The sequence below is a fragment of the Halostagnicola bangensis genome, from assembly GCF_054653435.1.
Genome location: NZ_BAAIGG010000002.1, coordinates 2,036,147 through 2,054,264, shown reverse-complemented (window position 1 = coordinate 2,054,264; position 18,118 = coordinate 2,036,147). Strand labels below are relative to the sequence as shown.

Genomic DNA, 18,118 nt, shown 5'->3' with positions numbered 1-18,118 from the left:
CGCTCCTCGAGCCTGAAACCACTATACGACTCATGAGTACAGTCCTCCTCACCGGCTACGAGCCGTTCGGCGAGTTCGAGACGAACCCGGCCAAACGACTGGCGGAGCGACTCGACGGAACCGAAATCGCAGACGCCGCGATCGTCGGGGTGGTGCTCCCCGTCACGTTCGACCTGGCGCGGGACCGACTCGAGGACGCCCTCGAGAAACACGACCCCGACATCGTCTGTTCGCTCGGTCTCGCTGCGGGTCGAAACACCCTCTCGCTCGAGCGCGTCGGGATCAACTGCAGGGATACGACGACATCGGGAATTCCGGACAACGCCGACCGGGAGGTCGCGGACGAGCCGGTCGTCGAAGATGGCCCGGCAGCGTACTTCGCGACGCTTCCGCTACGGGAGATGAAAACGGCGATGATCGAGGCCGGCGTTCCGACGACTCGCTCGAGCGACGCGGGAACCCACCTCTGTAACAACCTGCTGTACACCGCCCGCTACCTGGCGGAGATGAGCGCGTGTCCCGCCGAGTTCGACTCCGGGTTCATCCACGTACCCTTCTCCCACGAACAGGCCGCGCGACGGGACGACGGCGAGCCGAGTATGTCCGTAGAAACAATGGAATGCGGGCTGATTTCGGGTCTCAAGGTCGCGGTCGAGCGGACGACGAGGTCGTAGTCGAACGGATAGCGACGGAGTAGTTATCGGTGCAGATGTGATTCATCGAGGACCGAGAAGGTCACACAATATTCTTATCAGGTGAGGCCGTACGTCTGTCCATGGTAGACAAGCCGACCTCCGGAGAGATCCTCGGGGTACCGTACAACTTCGAACGCCCAAGTATCGGCCGGATGCTCTCTTCGTACTGGAAACCGGGCGAGGGAATGCTCGTCGAGAAACCGTTCGGCGTTGGCTACACGCTGAACCTCGCCAACTGGCGGTCATGGATCGTCGTCCTCGTCGCCGGTGCCCTGCTCTACCAGCAGGAAGCGAGCGGCTCCGCGGACGAAACCGAAGACGCCCAGGACGACGAACCGGTCGAAGTAATCGTCGACAACGACGGCGACGACTGATCGTCTCTTAACGGACTCACGCTCCTCGTTCGTTTCCGATAGCCGGTACCTCGAGCGCATCGTTTCGGTGGAGCGTGAGTACTCAACGTATCAGAACGGCCTCGTACGCTACGTTTCGGGACCCATCGCTATCGATCGACTTCGCCCATTATACAATCGAGGCTCCCGATCGAGGCGATCAGGTCGGCGACGTACTCCCCCCGAGCGAGTTCGGGGAGCACGGAGAGGTTCGAGAAACAGGGGCTTCGGATCTTGAACCGCGCCGGCGTCTCGGTGCCGTCCGTTCGGATGTAGATCCCGAGTTCTCCCTTCGCGGCTTCGACGGCGCGATAGATTTCTACATCCGCGTCAGGTTTCAGGGTTCGGGGTACGTTCGCCTGCACCTCCCGGTCGCCCTCGGGCCACTCCTCGAGCAGGTCGAGACACTGCGCGACGATTTTGGCTGACTCTTCGACCTCCCGCATTCGAACGAGGACGCGGCTGTAGTTGTCGCAACCGTCTTCGGTGACGACGTCCCACTCGAGGTTCGGATAGTAGCCGTAGGGATCGTCGCGCCGAAGGTCGTAGTCGATGCCCGAGCCGCGAGCGACCGGGCCAGTACAGCCGTAGTCCTTTGCAACGTCGGGCTCGAGGACGCCCGTGTCGACGCAGCGAAGCTGAAAGATTTCGTTCCGCGCGAGCAGGTCGTGATACTCGTCGATTTTCGCGGGGAGGTCCGCGAGGACATCACGGGTGTGGGCAACAAACTCCTCTCGAGGCTCCGGGAGATCCCAGGCGACGCCGCCCAGTCGGAGATAGTTGAACATCATTCGCTGGCCGGTGAGTTCCTCGAGGATGTCGAGGACGAGTTCGCGGTCGCGCATCGCGTACTGGAAGGCCACGGTGAACTCGCCGACGACGTCGAGGGCGTAGGTGCCGAGCGCGATGAAGTGCGAGGCCATTCTCGAGAGCTCTGCACCCATCGTTCGGATCACCTGCGCGTAGTCGGGAACGTCGATATCCATGAGGTCCTCCGCGGTTCGGGCGTAGGCCCATTCGTTGAGCAGGCCCGAGGAGACCCAGTCCCACCGGTCGGGGTAGGGCATGATCTGGTGGCGGTAGGTACTTTGTTGGCACAGCTGCTCTTCACAGCGATGGATGTAGCCGATATCGGGTTCGGCGTCAGCGACCGTCTCGCCGTCCAGAACTGCCTTGACGTGGAGCACGCCGTGCGTGGAGGGGTGGTGCGGACCGATGTTGAGGAACATCGTCTCCGACTCGGGGTCGCGTTCGTCGCCCGCGATCGGGTTCGCGTGCTCCGCGAGTGTGACGACCTGTGGCTTCGTCCGGTCGTAGTCTCGCGCCAGCGGGTGACCCTGCCACGTTTCGGGCAGAAGGATCCGTCGTAAGTCGGGGTGGTCCTCGTACTCGATCCCGACGAGGTCGTAGGCCTCGCGTTCGTGCCACTCCGCGGTCGTGTAGACGGACGATGCCGACTCGCTCACCGGATCGTCGACCGCCGTCGGAACGACGACGCTCAGCTCCCGCGTCGGATCGGCGTACGACCGGAGGTGGTAGATCGTCTCGAACCGGTCCGGGTACTGCTGGGCGGTGACACACGAGCAGTGATCGAGTTCCGCTCGCTCGCGAAGCGTCTCGAGAACCCCCGCGACCTCGTCGGGCCTGACGACGATCCCTGGCGCGTTGAGGTGGTCGTCTCGAGCGAGGATCGCCTCGCCGAGCAGGTCCTCGAGATCGGCTTCGATCCGCCCGTCCCCCGCGTTCGCCGTGTCGATTCGCACGTCCGCCTCGAGCGCCTCGGATTCGGAACCTGTCGACATAGCTGGGCGTTCGAACGAGTATTGCGAATCGTTTCTGCGCCAGTCGCTAGGCTATTTATATACTCGAGCCGATCTGCGGACGATGAAGACCGTTCGGTTGATCCTGCGCCACGACGCGGAGACGATCCATCCGATGCACCGGTTCGTCGCCGAGCACGACGCGTTCGACTCCTACCGAATGGTTCACGGAAACTTCAGCGGCGAGGAGGAGCGATCGTTCATCTTCCACGTCGTCGGCGACGCGACGGTCTACGAACGAGCCCTAGAGGAGTTCGGCGGGACGATATCCTCCGATCTGACGAAAACGAGCGCTCGGTCGTTCTCCGTCTACGTCCGCGACGCCCCGGAGGAGGTCGGCCAGGAGTTGCTCGCGGCGTTTACGCGGGGCACGCTCGTCGCCCTCCCGCCGGTCGAATACTGCGACGACTGGACGATCCGCTTTTCGGTCGTCGGCGAATCGGACGACCTCCGGCGCGCCCTCGAGACGGTTCCGGACGGGATCGACGCGACCGTCCAGCGGATCGGCGAGTACGAACGACCCGACTCGGCCCCGATGTCCCTGACCGAGCGCCAGCGGGAGGCCCTTCGCGTCGCTCGAGCGAAGGGGTACTACGCGATTCCGCGCGAAGCAAGCGTCGAGGATGTCGCCGAGGAGTTGGGGGTTGCACCGGGGACGGCCGCCGAACACCTGCAGAAGGCCGAATCAAGGGTGATCCGCGGCCTCGAGTTGTGAGTTGGTAGTAGAGGCGAGTAGTGTGCGGTGGCGCGCGCTGAGTCGCGGCGAGCGAAGCGAGGCGTGAACGGAGAAGGCCTCGAGAAGCGAACGGTGACTAGCAGGAACCGCGAGCCCCGACTCGAAAACGCGAGGTCTTCGGTCACGGAGTGACCGAACGGCTTGGAAGTCGCGAAGCGTCTTCCAGTGGGCGAGTGAGCGGAGCGCGACGCATGCGTCGCGCGACAGCGAACGAGTCGGTTGGGGAGGGCGAGGACGCGGCTCTCATTGTGGCCCGTGCGAGCAGAACGCTCGAGCGGTCAGCCAAAACTGCAATCGCAATGGAGAGTCATACGGTTTACTGTAAGTCATTTCCGGCGTAACCGCGTCCAGTCCTGCGGTTGCACCGGTGGACTCGCTCCGCTCCTCCACCGAGGCTCGTCTCACACGGTTCGACTCACCGCCGGTAAATCGTTACAGTAATCCGTATCAGTTGACGCTACCAGAGGCGAACTCTAGACGACTGTGGGACACGACCAATGGTTTCCCGTCATTCGGGAACTGCTTCGAGCAAGAACCGATCGCTGTCAGTCGAAACGACGAACTCGTAGCTTTGATCGACTCGAACGGCCGTAAACACGTCGAAGTACGTCAGATACGTTCTCTGATCATTGGCTTCGAGATCGTTCTCTGGGTCGTCGGTTGCGAGCTCGATGCCGATTTCTGCCTCGAGCCGTTCGAATTCGTCGTGCAATTCGCTCATGGGCAAATCCCCCGCTTCGAGAGCGGGATCGAGTTCGTCGGCGTCAACTCCATCTGGTAAGGCGAATCCTTCGATTCCGTCCTCGTTGGCGGAGAGAATGGTTCCATGACCGCCATCGGCTGTCACTCCGAGCAACCGTCTAACTCCGACTTCACCGGTAATCGTAGTATCGTCCGACGAGTTGGTGAGACAGCCAGCAGTTCCGGTAAGACAGACTCCGCACAGAGTACCGAATTTCCTTCGAGAGAGATCCATAATTCACACAGATCTAACCTATCCATAAGGTTTTTGTTTTTAACAGTTCCGTATTCTCTGAGAATTCTGTACGTTCACCAGTTTGAACATACCTTCGTTCAAGAGGAGATAGACTGTCCCCTGCCATATGGCTGCTCGAGATTTCGTGGAGAGAGTTCGGGAAGGACAGAGAGTGTAGTTATCGCGCCAGACACCGACGACGCTTTAGCCCTCCCGAACACCTCCTCTCGTATGACCATCCAGTTCGTCACCGGAAACGAGGGGAAGGTCCGCGAGGCGACCGCCTACCTCGAGGGAATCGAACCCGTCGAGCAGGTCGAGTACGACTACACGGAGATCCAGAGCGACGGACTCGAGGAGATCGCCGCCCACGGGGCGCTCGAGGCCTACGAAGAACTCGGGGCCGACGAGCCCGTGCTGGTCGACGACGCGGGACTGTTCGTCGACGCCCTCGGAGGCTTTCCGGGGCCGTACTCCGCCTTCGTCGAGGACACCGTCGGCGTCGAACGACTCTGGCGACTTGCCAGCGAGGAGGACAATCGCCGCGCACGATTCAGGACGGTACTGGCCTACTGCGACGAGAACGGCACCGAGACGTTCGACGGCTCCGTGGCCGGGACGTTGGTCGCGCCTCGAGGCGAGGGCGGCTTCGGCTACGATCCCATCTTCGAGTACAACGGCCAGACGATGGCCGAAATGAGCACCGAAGAGAAAAACGCCGTCTCCCACCGCGGCCGGGCGCTGGCGACGTTTTCGGAATGGTACGCCGAAGAACGATAGGCGCGCCGAGAATTGCTACTTCGTTTTGCGGGCAAAGTGGGGTATTCTCGAGCGGGTTATCGACGGGTTTCTCGGGCGGGCTATCTACAGTGTCCTCGAGTGATGATCGACGGTCGTCGATTCCGAGTCCGTTCTGGTTTTTGTCGGCCGACAACCCTCGTAACGAACGGTAGCTTCAAGGGTAGGTGTCAATATAACACAATCATCGCATGACCTCGCTTCGATCTCCCCTCCCACCCATCCAACCCGTTCGCGACGGCCTGACGGACGAGTCGTTGCGGTTCGCGATCCTCGCCGGGCTCGCGACGATTCCGATTACCCTGCTCCTCTCCTGGGAGGTCGTCACGGACGACGTGGCTTTTCTCGGCGGAACGATCTCGGGAGCGCCCCTGCTACTGGCCGCGCTGGTCGTCGGCTACCGCTACAGCGACCGGGAAACGACGGCTCGACGCGCCGGCGTATGGACCGGGCTCGGAGCCTCAGCCGGGACGATACTCATCTATCTGGCAAACACCGCGACCACGATGTGGGATGCCTCCGCGGAACTGGCCGCGATCGCCGCCCTCCTAACCCCGCCCACCATTATCCTCGGGGTCGGGCTCACCGTCCTCGTGACCACGGCGACCGCCATGTTCAGCGGCTGGGTAGGGACGCGACTCGACCGAAACCGGCGAGTCGTCGACTCGCACGAGACCGTGGATCGAACCGTTCGGAACTCGCGCTGGTGGATCCCCGTGGCGGCGTACGCGCTCGCGGCACCGATCACGCTCGTCGGGGCGTTCGCCCTCGAGTCCCGGAGTGAACTTCACGGACTGCTCGCTGCTCTGCTCACGATCTGTCTCGCGTTCGTTTCGGTGATCGCGTTCGTCTCGCTCTTTATCGACGCGACCGCCCCTCGAGCCGCGGAGACGGACTGGATTCCGAATCTGTGGCTGTACGTTGGTCTCCCGATCGGCGGCTACGCGCTCGTCTATCTTGTGGCGGCGGTTCAACAAGTACCGGGGCCGTCGGCTCCCGGCATGTTCGGATTCCTTACCACCCTCTGGGCAGCGACGGTGATGTACGTCGTCGCACGGCACCGTCACGTCGGAACAGTGTAGATAACAGTCATTATTTCATATGTTTAATATAATTTAGAAATATGCGACGAAGACGGTTTCTCGGACTTGCGGCCGGAATAGGGGCCGGAGTAACAGCAGGCTGTCTCGACTCCGAGGAGGAGTACGCGACCCTCGAGGGAATTAGGGTCCTGAATATGCTCGACGGAGAACCATCGGTGGATCTCCGCGTCGAACGCGAGAACGACGATTCGGTTTACGAAGAGAGACTAGAGGTTACCGGCGAAATCTACAGCGACGACCTGCTCGAGTGTGACTGGCCCGATGAGCCGCTTCGAGTACTGAGTAAACGACACGATGAGGCAGAGTGGAACGTCCTCGAGACGAACGATCACGACGGATGCGTAAGCGTGAGCGTCTGGGTCGACGAACGCGGAACGGGGTACTACGTTGGCATCCAAGAGTGTCCACACTCTTCTCACGACTGCGCTCCCGACGAGAACTAGCGACGGTCCCACACGCAGTAGATGCCAATTACTCGCTCGAGAACGAGCCGTCTTCTCGAGGATCACAGTCCGGGCCGGGATACTCCCCGTCGTGACCCTCCACGGTCTGGTACAAACTCGCTGGATCGAACAGCGTTGCGAACGCGTCCGGTGGGCGGATACTGAGCGATACTCGCGACTGGAGCGTCAGCCCGGCCTTCGCCGACCCGAGCCGTTCGTCGTAGCTCAGCAGGTGCGCGGCGTTACCCTGATAGGCCGAGGCCAGCGCGGGGTGGTCCTCCGCGGGCTGTTCGACGCGAACGCGTTCGGCCTCGAGTCGCGCGCGGTGGTCGGCCGCGAGATCCGCGTCGGTCAGCGAGGCCACGAGCCGTTCGGTCTCGTCGAGCAGTTCGTCGCTCGCGACGAGGTCGACCCAGGAGTGGCGTCGAACGTGATCGAGCGCATCTCGAGCCTCGCCGCCGACGAGCAGATCGGCCGCGAGGACGTCCGCATCGGCCACGACGCAGGTCGGATCCGGGTGCTCAGTCATCGTCTCCCACCTCCTCGTCCCCGTCGGATCCCGGTTCGCGTTCGTCCGCAGACGAATCGTGACGCTGCGACTCGAGCGTCTCTCGAATCGTCTCGAGGTCGACGTTGGCCGACTCGGCTCGATCGAAAAGGTCCGCCCAGTTCGTCATCGTCATCAGACGGGAGTTGGGGCCGAACCGAAAAAGGCGTGCCCTTTTTTCCGTCGGTATCGGCCGTCCGCCGCTCGAACCTAGACGCCGCGCTTTCGGCGCGCGAGCGCCCAGAAGACGACCGTGCCGAGGACGAACGCGACGCCGACGTTGACGAGCAGGCCGACGGCTCCGACGCCCACGACGAGCGCGAGTGACTGTCGCGTATCGACGGGATCGAAGGCGGCGCGACCGAGCTCGAGCGCGACCACAACTAGTAGGACGCCGAGCAAGGCCATCGGGAAGGCCGCGAGTAAGGCTCCGGCCGCGACGAGCGCCAGCGCGAGGTAACCGATACCGAGCAGGACGTTCGCGCCGCCGGTCCGAGCACCGAAGGCGTACTTCCCGGCGAGTCCGCCGCTTCCGTGACACATCGGCACGCCCCCGATCGGCACCGCCGCGAGACAGGTGACGCCCATGCTCTGTGAAAGGTTGTCCGCGGAGATATCCCGGTCGTAGAGATCGCCACAGAGCAACGCGGTCGCGATAGCCGCGTTGCCGACGGTCATCCCGATTTGGGCAACGGTGCCCTCGAGCGCGGCCTCGCTGAACGCGGGTGTTCCCGCCGGGAAGAGGATCGCCTCGGGCACTCGAGGAGTCGGAAGGCCCGCGTACGCGACCGCGGCGACGGCTCCGAGGCCGAGCACGACCAACACGCTCTGCTTGCGGTATCCGACGAGCGTAAGAACGACGACGACTGCAAGGCCGGCGGCTGCGACGGGAAGACTTTCGATCGAGAGGTCGACAGCGGCCTCGAGTAGGAGCAGGGCGACGGCGAACTGAATACCGCGGACGACGGGCTCGCCAACGACGGTTTGGAGCCTCCCGACGAGTCCGAGTCGACCGACGACGAGTAAGACGATTCCCGCGAGCAATCCCGCGGCGGCGAGTTCCGGGTACGAAAGCGTGCCGACAATCGCCAGGCCGATCAGGGCTTTCATCGGCTCGACGGACAACGGCATCCCGTAGTACAGCCCCCAGACAATCTGGAACACGCCGAAACCGACGAGAACGTGGGGTAACGACACCGATGTCGTCGCCGCGAGCGCCACGATCAGGGGCAGAACCGTAACCGAATCTCCTAGCGCACCCGTCAGTTCGCTCGTCGAAAACTCGAGCGATTCTCGAGTCGAGTGCTGTGACGAATGCGCCATCTGTAGCCACTAGACTGACGGTCCCTTTTACTCTTGCCAGAAACTCTGCGACGTTATTTCTCGAGCAAACGTAACTGATATCAGTTGCCACTCTGCTCGGTTTGGAAGGTCCCTAACCACGCTGTGACGAGAGACGCTGAGAAACCGACGAGGGTCCAGACGTGGTCTGGAAGGCATCTCTGTCCGACAGTGACTCGTCTTTGCTATCCGACTGATTCGCCACCGCTACGCTGACTCGTTACCGTCGCTACCGTTGGCGTCTTCGATGTCTTGGGCATCCTCTATATCCCCAATATCCTCGCCGTCTTCGACGTCCTCCGCCGTTTCGGCGTCTTCGGGGAGCTGGATATCGACCGGTTCGTTGTGCTCGGAGATTATCATCTCCGTCGTCGAGGTGATGGTCTCACCGCCGGACGTCATTGTCAGGTCGGCGTCGATACCGTGGATGTAGTTCGTCTCCTCGTCGACGTAGAGCTCGTAGGAGACGTCCTCGACGGTCGCTCCGGTCGCCTGGAAGTCCCGGGAGCTCTCGAGTTCTTCTTTGAGTTCGTCGGTCGCCTCAACGGAGACGACGGTCGTTTCGACGCCGTTGACCGTCTCAGTACCGTTTTCGGTAAGCGTACCGGATTCGATGAAGTCGGTCTGTGCCGCGAGCTGGGCGCTTTCCTCCCAGACGTCGCCCTCGAGGTCCATCTCGAACCAGTCGCCGTCGATCGAGGCGTACATCGTGTTCTCGATGATGTATTCCTCGACGTCGATGGTCTCGTTCTCCGAAATCAGTTGGTTGGCGGTGGTCGAACTCACGTGGGATCTGTTCGCCGATTCGTTGATCGTTCCCTCCGAGACGACCGTTTCCTCACCGTTTGGCGTTTCGATCGTTTGCGTCATTTCGTACTGATACGTGTCGACGGCTTCGACCTGTTGGAGGATCTCCGTCTGCTCGATCTCCTCGTCTCCGGGATCGTCTCCGCCGGGCATCGCGCCGGAGCAACCGGCGATCAGAACGACCAGTACGACGGCCAAAATCGCGCTTTTTCGAATTGAATGTGTCACGTTCCGTGAACGCTCAACGCACGGCTTCTAAACCGTTGTCCCACGATTCATTTCGCGAGAGATGACTGTCACAGAACCGTTACTGTCTCGGGACGGCCGAAGCTGTTCGGCGATCAGCACCGATAAGAGACCCGCACCGAAAGCAACCCGCGTGAGCGACCTTGGAAAAATCGACCGGACGTTCTTCGAGTGCCACGTCGCCCCGAACCTCGGCGCGCGGCGAGACGATGTCGCGATCGGCCCTCGACACGGGGTCGACTTCGGCGTCCTCGACATCGACGGGAAAGCGCTGGTCACCGCAACCGACCCGCTCTCGATCCTTCCCCAGATCGGCCTCGAGCGCGCCGCCCGATTCGCGCTCGATCTGGTGCTCGCGGACGTCGCCGTCAGCGGCGTTTCGCCGTCGCACCTCTCGATCTGTTTTACCCTTCCCGAATCGATGAGTGACGAGGAATTCGCAACCGTCTGGGAGACGATTCACGCCGAGTGCGTCGATCTGGGCGTTTCCGTCGTCACCGGTCACACCGCTCGCTACTCCGACCCGTCCCATCCGTGGGTCGGCGCGGCGACCGCCATGGGGGTCGGCGACCACGACGAAATCGTTCGCCCCGACGGGGCTCGAGCCGGCGACGAACTCCTCCTCACGACCGGTCCCGGCGTCGAATCGGTCGGCCTGTTGAGTACGCTGTTTGGCGATCAGATGGAACTCCCGAACGACGTGCTCGAGGACGCGCGAGAACGGCTCGAGGACGTCCACTGCGTCCGCGACGCGCTCACTGCCGCCGCGGCCGGCCCTGTGACGGCGATGCACGACGTTACCGAAGGCGGCCTCGCCGGGGCGTTAAACGAGATGGCCGACGGCGCGGAGAGGGCGGGAGAGCGGAGCGTTCGATTCGAGATCGATCGCGCGGCCGTCCCAATGTGTCCGGGCGTAGCGGAAGTCTGTGACGCCCTCGAGATCGACCCGTGGCACGCGACGAGCTGTGGCTCGCTCGTCATCGCCGTCGATCCGGCGGGCGTCGACGCCGTTCGCGAGGCGCTCGAGGATCGAGAGACGGTCGTCGCAGAAATCGGCCGAGTTGTAGATGTGGAGAGAGCCGAGACACTACAGCGCGATACTCGAGGCGGAACTGTCTCCGTCGACGGCGAGAACCTCGAGCACCCGGACGTCGACCCATCGTGGGCGGCATACGCCGAGTTAGCCGAGGAGTGACAGCGCAACAGTCGACGCGGCAACCAAAAGTGGAAGACGCAGCCCACTATCCATTTGTATAACGGAGAAATACACGTAGGTATGCGAACGCCAGCACCAGACACACCACCGGTCGCCCTGACGATCGCCGGTAGCGACTCCGGCGGCGGTGCCGGCATCCAGGCCGACCTCGCGACGATGGCCGCCCACGAGGTCTACGGCACGAGCGCTATCACCGCGGTCACGTCCCAGCACAGCCGCGGCGTCGAACGCTCCTACCCGCTCCCGCTCGAGGAAGTCGAAGGACAGCTTTCGGCAGTGACAGGGGACTTCAACGTCGGCGCGGCCAAGACGGGAATGCTCGCGACGACGGAAATCGTCCGGGCCGTCGCGATGGCGGCCGAGGGGTTCGCGTTTCCGCTCGTGGTCGATCCCGTCATGGTCGCGACGTCGGGCGATCGGTTGCTCGAGCCCGAAGCCGAACGAGCGTACGAAGATCTCGTCGGCGAGGCGGCGGTCGTCACGCCAAATGCGGACGAGGCGGAGGTACTGACGGGCGTTGCCGTCGAAGACGAGGATAGCGCAATCGAGGCCGGCGAGGCGCTCCTCGAGCTCGAAACGGACGCGGCCCTGATCAAGGGCGGTCACGTCCCCGGTGAAACGATCAGCGACGTACTCGTCACCGACGACGGATCCACGACGTTCGAACACACGCGCGTCGACACCGACGCAACCCACGGATCGGGCTGTACGCTCGCCGCGGCGATCACCGCGCGCCTCGCGAAAGGAGAGTCGCTCGAGGACGCGGTCAGCGGCGCGACCGACTTTCTCACCCGCGCGGTTCGGTACCACTACGATGTCGGACAGGGTGCGGGCGCGGTCAATCACGGCGTCGAACAGCGAAATCGGGCCTCGATGGAGGCAACGACCGAGTTGGTACGGACTGCCGTCGAGCGGATCGTCGAAGCGGATATCTCGCCACTCGTGCCGGAAGTCGGCACCAATGTCGTCGGTGCGACGCCGTACGCGGACGCCGTCGAAGAGACTGCGGCCGTCGAAGGGCGAATCACCCGAACACTGGGCGGGATCAGTCCGAACGGCGCGATTCGGTTCGGCGCCTCGAAAAACGTCGCACGATTCCTGCTCGACGCTCGAGAGGTCTGTCCAAGCCTACGGTTTGCGTGTAACCTCCGGTTCAACGAGGAGGTCGAACAAGCGCTCGAGGAACTCGGATGGGTGATCACGGAACTATCCCGCGATACCGAGTCCGAAACCGACGAGTGGGTGACGCCGACGGCCGTCGAAACGCTCTTCGATGGCGACGGCGACCACCCGACCGCGATTATCGACCGCGGAGCCGTCGGGAAAGAGGCGATGACGTATATAGTCGCCGTCGAGGCCGAGACGGTAGCCGATCGTGTCCTCGAGCTCTATTCGGAACTCGACTAGCGGGGCGACTGTCCCGTCGATAGGGAGGGCGTTCCGCGAAAGCGGGCGGGACGGTCGACCACCACCAACGGGACGTTCCGCTGACGTTTTTGTTCCCGCCCCCGTTCGCTCGCGTATGGTCGAAAGCCCGTTCGACGTCGACATTCGAGTCGGCGAAATACTCGAGGCCGAATCGTTCCCGGAAGCGAACAAGCCGAAGATGACCAAACTGTGGATCGATCTCGGCGACGGAGACGGCGAAATTCAGTCCGCCGGACAGCTCGATCACCATTACGAGCCCGACGAACTCGAGGGGCGGCAGGTTCTTTGTGCGACGAACCTCGGAAGCGTTCGGATCGCCGGCTTCAAATCCGAGGCGCTGACCGTCGGCGTTCCGGACGAAGAGGGGTTTCCCGTTCTCGTCGAACCCGACGAGGAGGTCCCGCTCGGGGGCCTGTTGTTCTGAAGACGTCGTTTTCTGAAGAGTCGATACGCCCACACGAACGTCCGCGACCACTTCCGCCGCGGAACCCGCAGGTCTTTTGCGATGGAAGGACACTTCCCGTGTATGACAGAGGCGACGGGTATCGTCGGCGAGTTTCTCTCGCTCAAGGAGACGACCGACGCGGAGGTGCTGGCGATGCAGTGTGGCGATTTCTACGAGTTCTTCGACGAGGACGCCGAACTCGTCGCTGACGAACTCGACCTCACGATTTCACAGAAGTCCTCCCACGGGTCGTCGTACCCGATGGCGGGTATTCCACTCGACGATCTCACGCCGTATCTCAAGGCGCTGGTCGAGCGCGGCTACCGCGTCGCCGTCGCCGACCAGTACGAAACCGACGACGGCCACGCACGCGAAATCGTTCGCGTCGTGACGCCCGGCACGCTCCTCGAGACGACCGACGCCGACGCGCAGTATCTGGCGGCCGTCCTCAAGGGCGATTCCGGCGGTGGGTCGGCCAGCACGGCTGGCACCACCAGCGGCAGCGACGGCTCGACGTACGGACTGGCCTTCGCCGACGTGACGACAGGACGATTCCTGGTCGCGGGTGCCGAAGACGCTGCGGAAACGCTGACGGAACTGTACCGATTCGATCCGGTGGAAGTGCTTCCGGGCCCCGCAGTTCGCAACGACGACGAGATCCTCCAGCAGATACGTGACCGGACCGACGCGACGCTGACCCTCCACGATACCGAATCGTTCGCGCCCAAGCGAGCCGAACACGTCGTTCGCGAGCAGTTCGGGCGCGAACCCCTCGAGGGACTCGACGCACCCCAACCTGCGATTTCGGCGGCGGGGTCGATCCTCGCCTACGTCGAGGAGACGGGAGCCGGCGTGCTCGCGTCGATGACTCGGATCACGACCCATCATAGCGACGACCACGTGACCCTCGACGGAACCACTCAGCGGAATCTCGAGTTAACCGAGACGATGCAGGGCGAGCGCGAGGGCTCGCTGTTTGCGACCATCGACCACACCGAAACGAGCGCCGGCGGACGACGCCTGAAAGAATGGCTCCAGCGGCCCCGTCGATCGCTCTCCGTTCTCGAGGAGCGCCAGGAGAGCGTCGCCGCGCTCTCCTCGGCCGCACTGGCCCGCGACGAACTCCGGGACGTGCTCGGGGAGGCCTACGACTTAGAGCGCCTGGCCTCGAAATCGACCCACGGAAGCGCCGATGCGCAGGATCTGGTCGCGGTCCGAAAGACCCTCGCAGTTCTCCCGCGGATCGCGGACGTGATCGCCTCGAACGAGGAACTGGCCGGCTCACCGCTTTCGTCGATCGTTGATCGGCCGGATCGCGCGGCCGTCGCCGACCTCCGGGAGATGCTCGCCGATGCACTCGCCGAGGAACCGCCGTCAACGGTCACCCAGGGCGGCTTGCTCCAGCGTGGCTACCACGAGGAATTAGACGAGGTGATCGACCGCCACGAGAAAGTCAAGCGGTGGCTCGAGAACCTCGCCGACCGCGAGAAGCGAGAGCACGGGTTGAGCCACGTCATCGTCGATCGAAACAAGACCGACGGCTACTACATCCAGGTCGGCCGTTCCGTCGCGGATCAGGTGCCGGATCACTACGAGCAGATCAAGACGCTGAAGAACTCCAAGCGGTTCACGACGCCCGAACTCGAAGAGAAAGAACGCGAAATACTCAGGCTCGAGGAACAGCGGGGCGACCTCGAGTACGAACTCTTCGAGGAGCTTCGCGAGGACGTCGCCGCGGAGGCGGCGCTTTTGCAGGACGTCGGACGAGCGCTCGCAACCGTCGACGCGCTCTCGAGTCTGGCGAGCCACGCCGCGGCGAACGGCTGGGTACAACCCGACCTCCACCAAGGCGACGACCTCGACATCGATCAGGGACGCCACCCCGTCGTCGAGCAGACGACGGAGTTCGTCCCCAACGACGTGTGGATGACCGACGACCGGGGCTTTCTGGTCGTCACCGGGCCGAACATGTCCGGGAAATCGACGTACATGCGTCAGGTCGCCTGTATCGTCTTGCTCGCACAGGTCGGGAGCTTCGTGCCCGCTCGAGAGGCCGAAATCGGCCTCGTCGACGGCATCTTCACCCGGGTCGGGGCGCTCGACGAACTGGCTCAGGGCCGCTCGACGTTCATGGTCGAGATGAGCGAGCTCTCGAACATCCTCCACACCGCGACCGACGAATCGCTGGTGATTTTAGACGAGGTGGGCCGCGGAACGGCGACCTACGACGGCATCTCGATCGCGTGGTCGGCGACCGAGTACCTCCACAACGAGATTCGAGCGAAGACCCTCTTTGCAACCCACTATCACGAACTGACGGGGTTAGCAGAGCACTTGCCGCGCGTCGCGAACGTCCATATCGCGGCGGACGAACGCGACGGCGACGTGACCTTCCTGCGGACGGTTCGGGACGGGCCGACGGATCGCTCCTATGGAATCCACGTCGCCGACCTCGCCGGGGTTCCCGGCCCGGTCGTCGATCGAGCACAGGACGTCTTAGAGCGGCTTCGCGAGGAGAAAGCCATCGAAGCGAAGGGCGACGGCACCTCGGAACCGGTTCAAGCGGTCTTCGACCTCTCGAGTGGCACGATGGAGCGGGCGGCGACGACCGACGGCGGAGCTGCGTCGGGGGCGGGTACGCAGGCCAGTCTCGGTACAGAATCGGCAACTGACACCACAGCTGACACTGGCGAAGCGTCCGCCGCTGACGCGGAATCCGTCGCCGATTCCGAAGCCGAGGCGAGCGCCGGCCTCAAGCCCGAAACAGTCGAGGTGCTCGAGGACCTCGAGGACGTCGACGTGAACGAGACGCCACCGGTCGAACTGATCACGAAGGTCCAGGAGTGGCAACGGAGGCTCGAGGATGAGTGACCACGAAATCCGCGAACTCGACGAGGACACCGTCGCCCGCATCGCCGCCGGCGAAGTCGTCGAGCGGCCAGCCAGCGCGGTCAAGGAGCTTCTCGAGAACAGCCTCGACGCCGACGCCTCGAGAATCGACATTACGGTCGAGGACGGCGGGACGGAACTGATTCGAGTCGCCGACGACGGCTACGGCATGACCGAGGATGCCGTTCGCGCGGCGATCCGTCAGCACACGACCAGCAAGATCGAGGGACTCGAGGATCTCGAGAAAGGCGTCGCCACGCTCGGCTTTCGCGGCGAAGCGTTGCACACGATCGGCTCCGTTTCGCGGCTAACCGTCGAGACTCGGCCTCGAGCCGACGGCGACGGAGCCAAACAGGGAGCGTCGGCCGCGACGGGCACGAAACTCGTCTACGAGGGCGGAGAGGTGACGACTGTCGAGCCGACGGGCTGTCCGGAGGGAACCGCCGTCGAGGTTGCGGATCTGTTCTACAACACGCCCGCCCGCCGAAAGTTCCTGAAGACGACGGCGACGGAGTTCGCCCACGTCAACCGCGTCGTCACCCGCTACGCGCTGGCCAATCCCGACGTCGCGGTCTCGCTGACCCACGACGACCGCGAGGTGTTCGCGACGACGGGAACGAGCGACCTTCAGGAGGCCGTCCTCTCGGTCTACGGCCGCGAGGTCGCCAAAGCGATGCTCCCTGTCGAGGCCGACGGTGACGAACTCCCAGTCGGCCCGCTCGAGTCCGTCACGGGTCTCGTTTCCCACCCCGAAACCAACCGCTCGAGCCGAGACTATCTCGCGACGTACGTCAACGGCCGGGCGGTCACCTCCGATGCGATCCGTGAGGGGATCATGGGTGCCTACGGGACCCAACTCGGGAGCGATCGCTACCCGTTCGTCGTCCTCTTTCTCGAGGTGCCGGGCGAGGCCGTGGACGTGAACGTCCACCCGCGCAAGCGCGAGGTGCGCTTCGACGACGACGACGCCGTGCGCCGGGCGGTCGATTCAGCGGTCGAATCTGCACTCTTGGAGCACGGACTGCTCCGTTCGAGCGCTCCTCGAGGTCGATCCGCGCCACGAGAAGCCCAAATCGAGCCGGATCGCTCCGGTCGTGACGGGGAACTCGAGGAGGCGAGCGCCGGATCGAACCGGGAAGTCGAATCGGGCCAGGTTGACGAACCGGACGAGGGAGCCGAGTCGAGCCGAGAGGCCGAGTCGGAGACGGGCGAGACGACTCGAGCGCCGAAAACGCGAACGGATCGAAAGGCAAACGCGGAGACGGACGCGGGAGCCGAAACTAAGAAGACGAGGCCGGCGACCCACGACGGCGAACGGCCGGCGACGTCAAACCCGGACGACCGATCCTCGGAAACGGAGACTACCGCGGTAGAATCGGAGCACTCAGCTGAACGAACGGAGGCCGAGACGACGAATCCGGAGTCCCCGACGGGCGGCGAGTCTCCCGGAAAAACGGGTCAAGCCGAGTTGGGTTCGGCAGAGTCGTCCCCACCGGATCGATCCGAATCAGGGGGGTCCAAACGCGAAGCCGCCCTCGAGTCCGGTCGCAAGTTCTCCGGTGACACCGACCAGCGAACGCTCGCGGGCGAGGTGGCGACCGGCGAAGCGACATCGTTTGACTCCCTGCCCAGCCTTCGCGTCCTCGGGCAGATACAGGACACGTACCTCGTCTGTGAAACGCCCGACGGCCTCGCGCTGATCGATCAACACGCCGCGGACGAACGCGTAAATTACGAACGACTCCAGGAAGCCTTCGCCGCCGACCCCGCCGCGCAGGCGCTCGCCTCGCCGGTCGAACTCGAGTTAACGGCCGCCGAAGCCGAGGCGTTCGAACACTACCGCGAGGCGCTTTCGCGACTCGGGTTCTACGCCGACCGGGTCGACGACCGGACAGTAGCCGTAACGACCGTCCCCGCGGTGCTCGAGAAAACGCTCGAGCCGAGCCGATTGCGAGACGTGCTCGCGTCGTTCATCGCCGGCGACCGCGAGGCCGGCTCCGAGACGGTCGACGCGCTGGCCGACGAGTTCCTCGGCGATCTGGCGTGTTACCCCTCGATCACAGGCAACACGTCGCTTACCGAGGGGTCGGTCGTCGACCTGCTCGAGGCGCTCGATTCCTGTGAGAATCCATATTCCTGTCCGCACGGCCGGCCGGTCGTCATCCAGTTCGACGAGGGAGAGATCGAGGATCGGTTCGAGCGGGATTATCCGGGCCATGGCGGATAACAGCTGCCG

The 18,118-nt window shown here is 63.6% G+C and carries 17 protein-coding genes; 11 read left to right on the top strand and 6 right to left on the bottom strand.

The features are described from left to right. Positions 1-32: 32 nt before the first annotated feature. On the top strand, positions 33-674 hold the full coding sequence (pcp, locus tag ACYQ14_RS11950) for a pyroglutamyl-peptidase I (RefSeq protein WP_459888482.1): 642 nt from the start codon (positions 33-35) through the stop codon (positions 672-674). Between the two features lie 101 nt (positions 675-775). Continuing rightward, positions 776-1,069, top strand: coding sequence for a DUF5808 domain-containing protein (locus ACYQ14_RS11945; protein ID WP_459888480.1), 294 nt, complete (start codon positions 776-778; stop codon positions 1,067-1,069). Positions 1,070-1,197: 128 nt separating this feature from the next. On the opposite strand, the gene ACYQ14_RS11940 is transcribed toward ACYQ14_RS11945, so the two are convergent. Further along, positions 1,198-2,889 (bottom strand): NADH-quinone oxidoreductase subunit D, encoded by a 1,692-nt coding sequence (locus tag ACYQ14_RS11940; protein WP_459888477.1) that lies wholly within the window; start codon positions 2,887-2,889, stop codon positions 1,198-1,200. An 82-nt stretch (positions 2,890-2,971) separates the two neighbouring features. Between ACYQ14_RS11940 and ACYQ14_RS11935 the strand changes: the two genes are divergently transcribed. Further along, positions 2,972-3,622 (top strand): helix-turn-helix domain-containing protein, encoded by a 651-nt coding sequence (locus ACYQ14_RS11935; protein ID WP_459888474.1) that lies wholly within the window; start codon positions 2,972-2,974, stop codon positions 3,620-3,622. Positions 3,623-4,151: 529 nt separating this feature from the next. Here the strand turns inward: ACYQ14_RS11935 and ACYQ14_RS11930 are convergent. Next, positions 4,152-4,490: a hypothetical protein gene (locus tag ACYQ14_RS11930; protein ID WP_459888471.1), complete on the bottom strand. Its 339-nt coding sequence runs from the start codon at positions 4,488-4,490 to the stop codon at positions 4,152-4,154. 360 nt (positions 4,491-4,850) lie between these two features. Between ACYQ14_RS11930 and ACYQ14_RS11925 the strand changes: the two genes are divergently transcribed. The 3 genes from ACYQ14_RS11925 (at position 4,851) to ACYQ14_RS11915 (ending at position 6,963) form a co-directional block, all read left to right on the top strand. Then, positions 4,851-5,399, top strand: a complete 549-nt coding sequence (locus tag ACYQ14_RS11925; RefSeq protein ID WP_459888468.1) for an XTP/dITP diphosphatase — start codon at positions 4,851-4,853, stop codon at positions 5,397-5,399. 209 nt (positions 5,400-5,608) lie between these two features. Then, on the top strand, positions 5,609-6,499 hold the full coding sequence (locus ACYQ14_RS11920) for a hypothetical protein (protein WP_459888466.1): 891 nt from the start codon (positions 5,609-5,611) through the stop codon (positions 6,497-6,499). Between the two features lie 41 nt (positions 6,500-6,540). After that, positions 6,541-6,963 (top strand): hypothetical protein, encoded by a 423-nt coding sequence (locus ACYQ14_RS11915; RefSeq protein ID WP_459888463.1) that lies wholly within the window; start codon positions 6,541-6,543, stop codon positions 6,961-6,963. 28 nt (positions 6,964-6,991) lie between these two features. Here ACYQ14_RS11915 and ACYQ14_RS11910 read toward each other — a convergent pair whose 3' ends face one another. The 4 genes from ACYQ14_RS11910 to ACYQ14_RS11895 form a co-directional block, all read right to left on the bottom strand. Next, entirely contained in the window at positions 6,992-7,492 is a 501-nt protein-coding gene (locus tag ACYQ14_RS11910) for a DUF7384 family protein (RefSeq protein ID WP_459888460.1), read from the bottom strand. After that, entirely contained in the window at positions 7,485-7,646 is a 162-nt protein-coding gene (locus tag ACYQ14_RS11905; protein ID WP_459888457.1) for a hypothetical protein, read from the bottom strand. The genes ACYQ14_RS11910 and ACYQ14_RS11905 overlap by 8 nt, the downstream gene beginning before the upstream one ends. 74 nt (positions 7,647-7,720) lie before the next feature. Next, the gene (locus ACYQ14_RS11900) at positions 7,721-8,833 is read right to left on the bottom strand and encodes a putative sulfate/molybdate transporter (RefSeq protein ID WP_459888454.1); all 1,113 of its coding nucleotides are present in this window, start codon (positions 8,831-8,833) and stop codon (positions 7,721-7,723) included. A gap of 225 nt (positions 8,834-9,058) precedes the next feature. Next, positions 9,059-9,886, bottom strand: coding sequence for a hypothetical protein (locus ACYQ14_RS11895; protein ID WP_459888452.1), 828 nt, complete (start codon positions 9,884-9,886; stop codon positions 9,059-9,061). Positions 9,887-10,037: 151 nt separating this feature from the next. Between ACYQ14_RS11895 and ACYQ14_RS11890 the strand changes: the two genes are divergently transcribed. From ACYQ14_RS11890 to mutL, 5 genes are all read left to right on the top strand, one after another. Continuing rightward, entirely contained in the window at positions 10,038-11,099 is a 1,062-nt protein-coding gene (locus ACYQ14_RS11890; protein WP_459888450.1) for a HypE family hydrogenase expression/formation protein, read from the top strand. 81 nt (positions 11,100-11,180) lie between these two features. Then, entirely contained in the window at positions 11,181-12,527 is a 1,347-nt protein-coding gene (thiD, locus tag ACYQ14_RS11885) for a bifunctional hydroxymethylpyrimidine kinase/phosphomethylpyrimidine kinase (RefSeq protein WP_459888447.1), read from the top strand. Between the two features lie 115 nt (positions 12,528-12,642). Next, complete coding sequence (locus tag ACYQ14_RS11880) at positions 12,643-12,972, top strand: tRNA-binding protein (protein ID WP_283835883.1); 330 nt, start codon at positions 12,643-12,645, stop codon at positions 12,970-12,972. Between the two features lie 102 nt (positions 12,973-13,074). Continuing rightward, complete coding sequence (mutS, locus tag ACYQ14_RS11875) at positions 13,075-15,864, top strand: DNA mismatch repair protein MutS (protein WP_459888445.1); 2,790 nt, start codon at positions 13,075-13,077, stop codon at positions 15,862-15,864. Beyond that, a complete protein-coding gene (gene mutL / locus ACYQ14_RS11870) occupies positions 15,857-18,109 on the top strand; it encodes a DNA mismatch repair endonuclease MutL (protein WP_459888442.1) in 2,253 nt (750 codons plus the stop codon). The genes mutS and mutL overlap by 8 nt, the downstream gene beginning before the upstream one ends. Positions 18,110-18,118: the final 9 nt, after the last annotated feature.

Excerpts from the sequence above, each read along its gene's own strand:
- ACYQ14_RS11925 (WP_459888468.1), top strand. The coding sequence starts at position 4,851 with ATGACCATCCAGTTCGTCACCGGAAACGAGGGGAAGGTCCGCGAGGCG.
- mutS (WP_459888445.1), top strand. The coding sequence starts at position 13,075 with ATGACAGAGGCGACGGGTATCGTCGGCGAGTTTCTCTCGCTCAAGGAG.
- pcp (WP_459888482.1), top strand. The coding sequence starts at position 33 with ATGAGTACAGTCCTCCTCACCGGCTACGAGCCGTTCGGCGAGTTCGAG.
- ACYQ14_RS11920 (WP_459888466.1), top strand. The coding sequence starts at position 5,609 with ATGACCTCGCTTCGATCTCCCCTCCCACCCATCCAACCCGTTCGCGAC.
- ACYQ14_RS11880 (WP_283835883.1), top strand. The coding sequence starts at position 12,643 with ATGGTCGAAAGCCCGTTCGACGTCGACATTCGAGTCGGCGAAATACTC.
- ACYQ14_RS11940 (WP_459888477.1), bottom strand. The coding sequence starts at position 2,889 with ATGTCGACAGGTTCCGAATCCGAGGCGCTCGAGGCGGACGTGCGAATC.
- ACYQ14_RS11915 (WP_459888463.1), top strand. The coding sequence starts at position 6,541 with ATGCGACGAAGACGGTTTCTCGGACTTGCGGCCGGAATAGGGGCCGGA.
- ACYQ14_RS11900 (WP_459888454.1), bottom strand. The coding sequence starts at position 8,833 with ATGGCGCATTCGTCACAGCACTCGACTCGAGAATCGCTCGAGTTTTCG.
- mutL (WP_459888442.1), top strand. The coding sequence starts at position 15,857 with ATGAGTGACCACGAAATCCGCGAACTCGACGAGGACACCGTCGCCCGC.
- ACYQ14_RS11945 (WP_459888480.1), top strand. The coding sequence starts at position 776 with ATGGTAGACAAGCCGACCTCCGGAGAGATCCTCGGGGTACCGTACAAC.
- ACYQ14_RS11935 (WP_459888474.1), top strand. The coding sequence starts at position 2,972 with ATGAAGACCGTTCGGTTGATCCTGCGCCACGACGCGGAGACGATCCAT.
- ACYQ14_RS11905 (WP_459888457.1), bottom strand. The coding sequence starts at position 7,646 with ATGACGATGACGAACTGGGCGGACCTTTTCGATCGAGCCGAGTCGGCC.
- thiD (WP_459888447.1), top strand. The coding sequence starts at position 11,181 with ATGCGAACGCCAGCACCAGACACACCACCGGTCGCCCTGACGATCGCC.
- ACYQ14_RS11910 (WP_459888460.1), bottom strand. The coding sequence starts at position 7,492 with ATGACTGAGCACCCGGATCCGACCTGCGTCGTGGCCGATGCGGACGTC.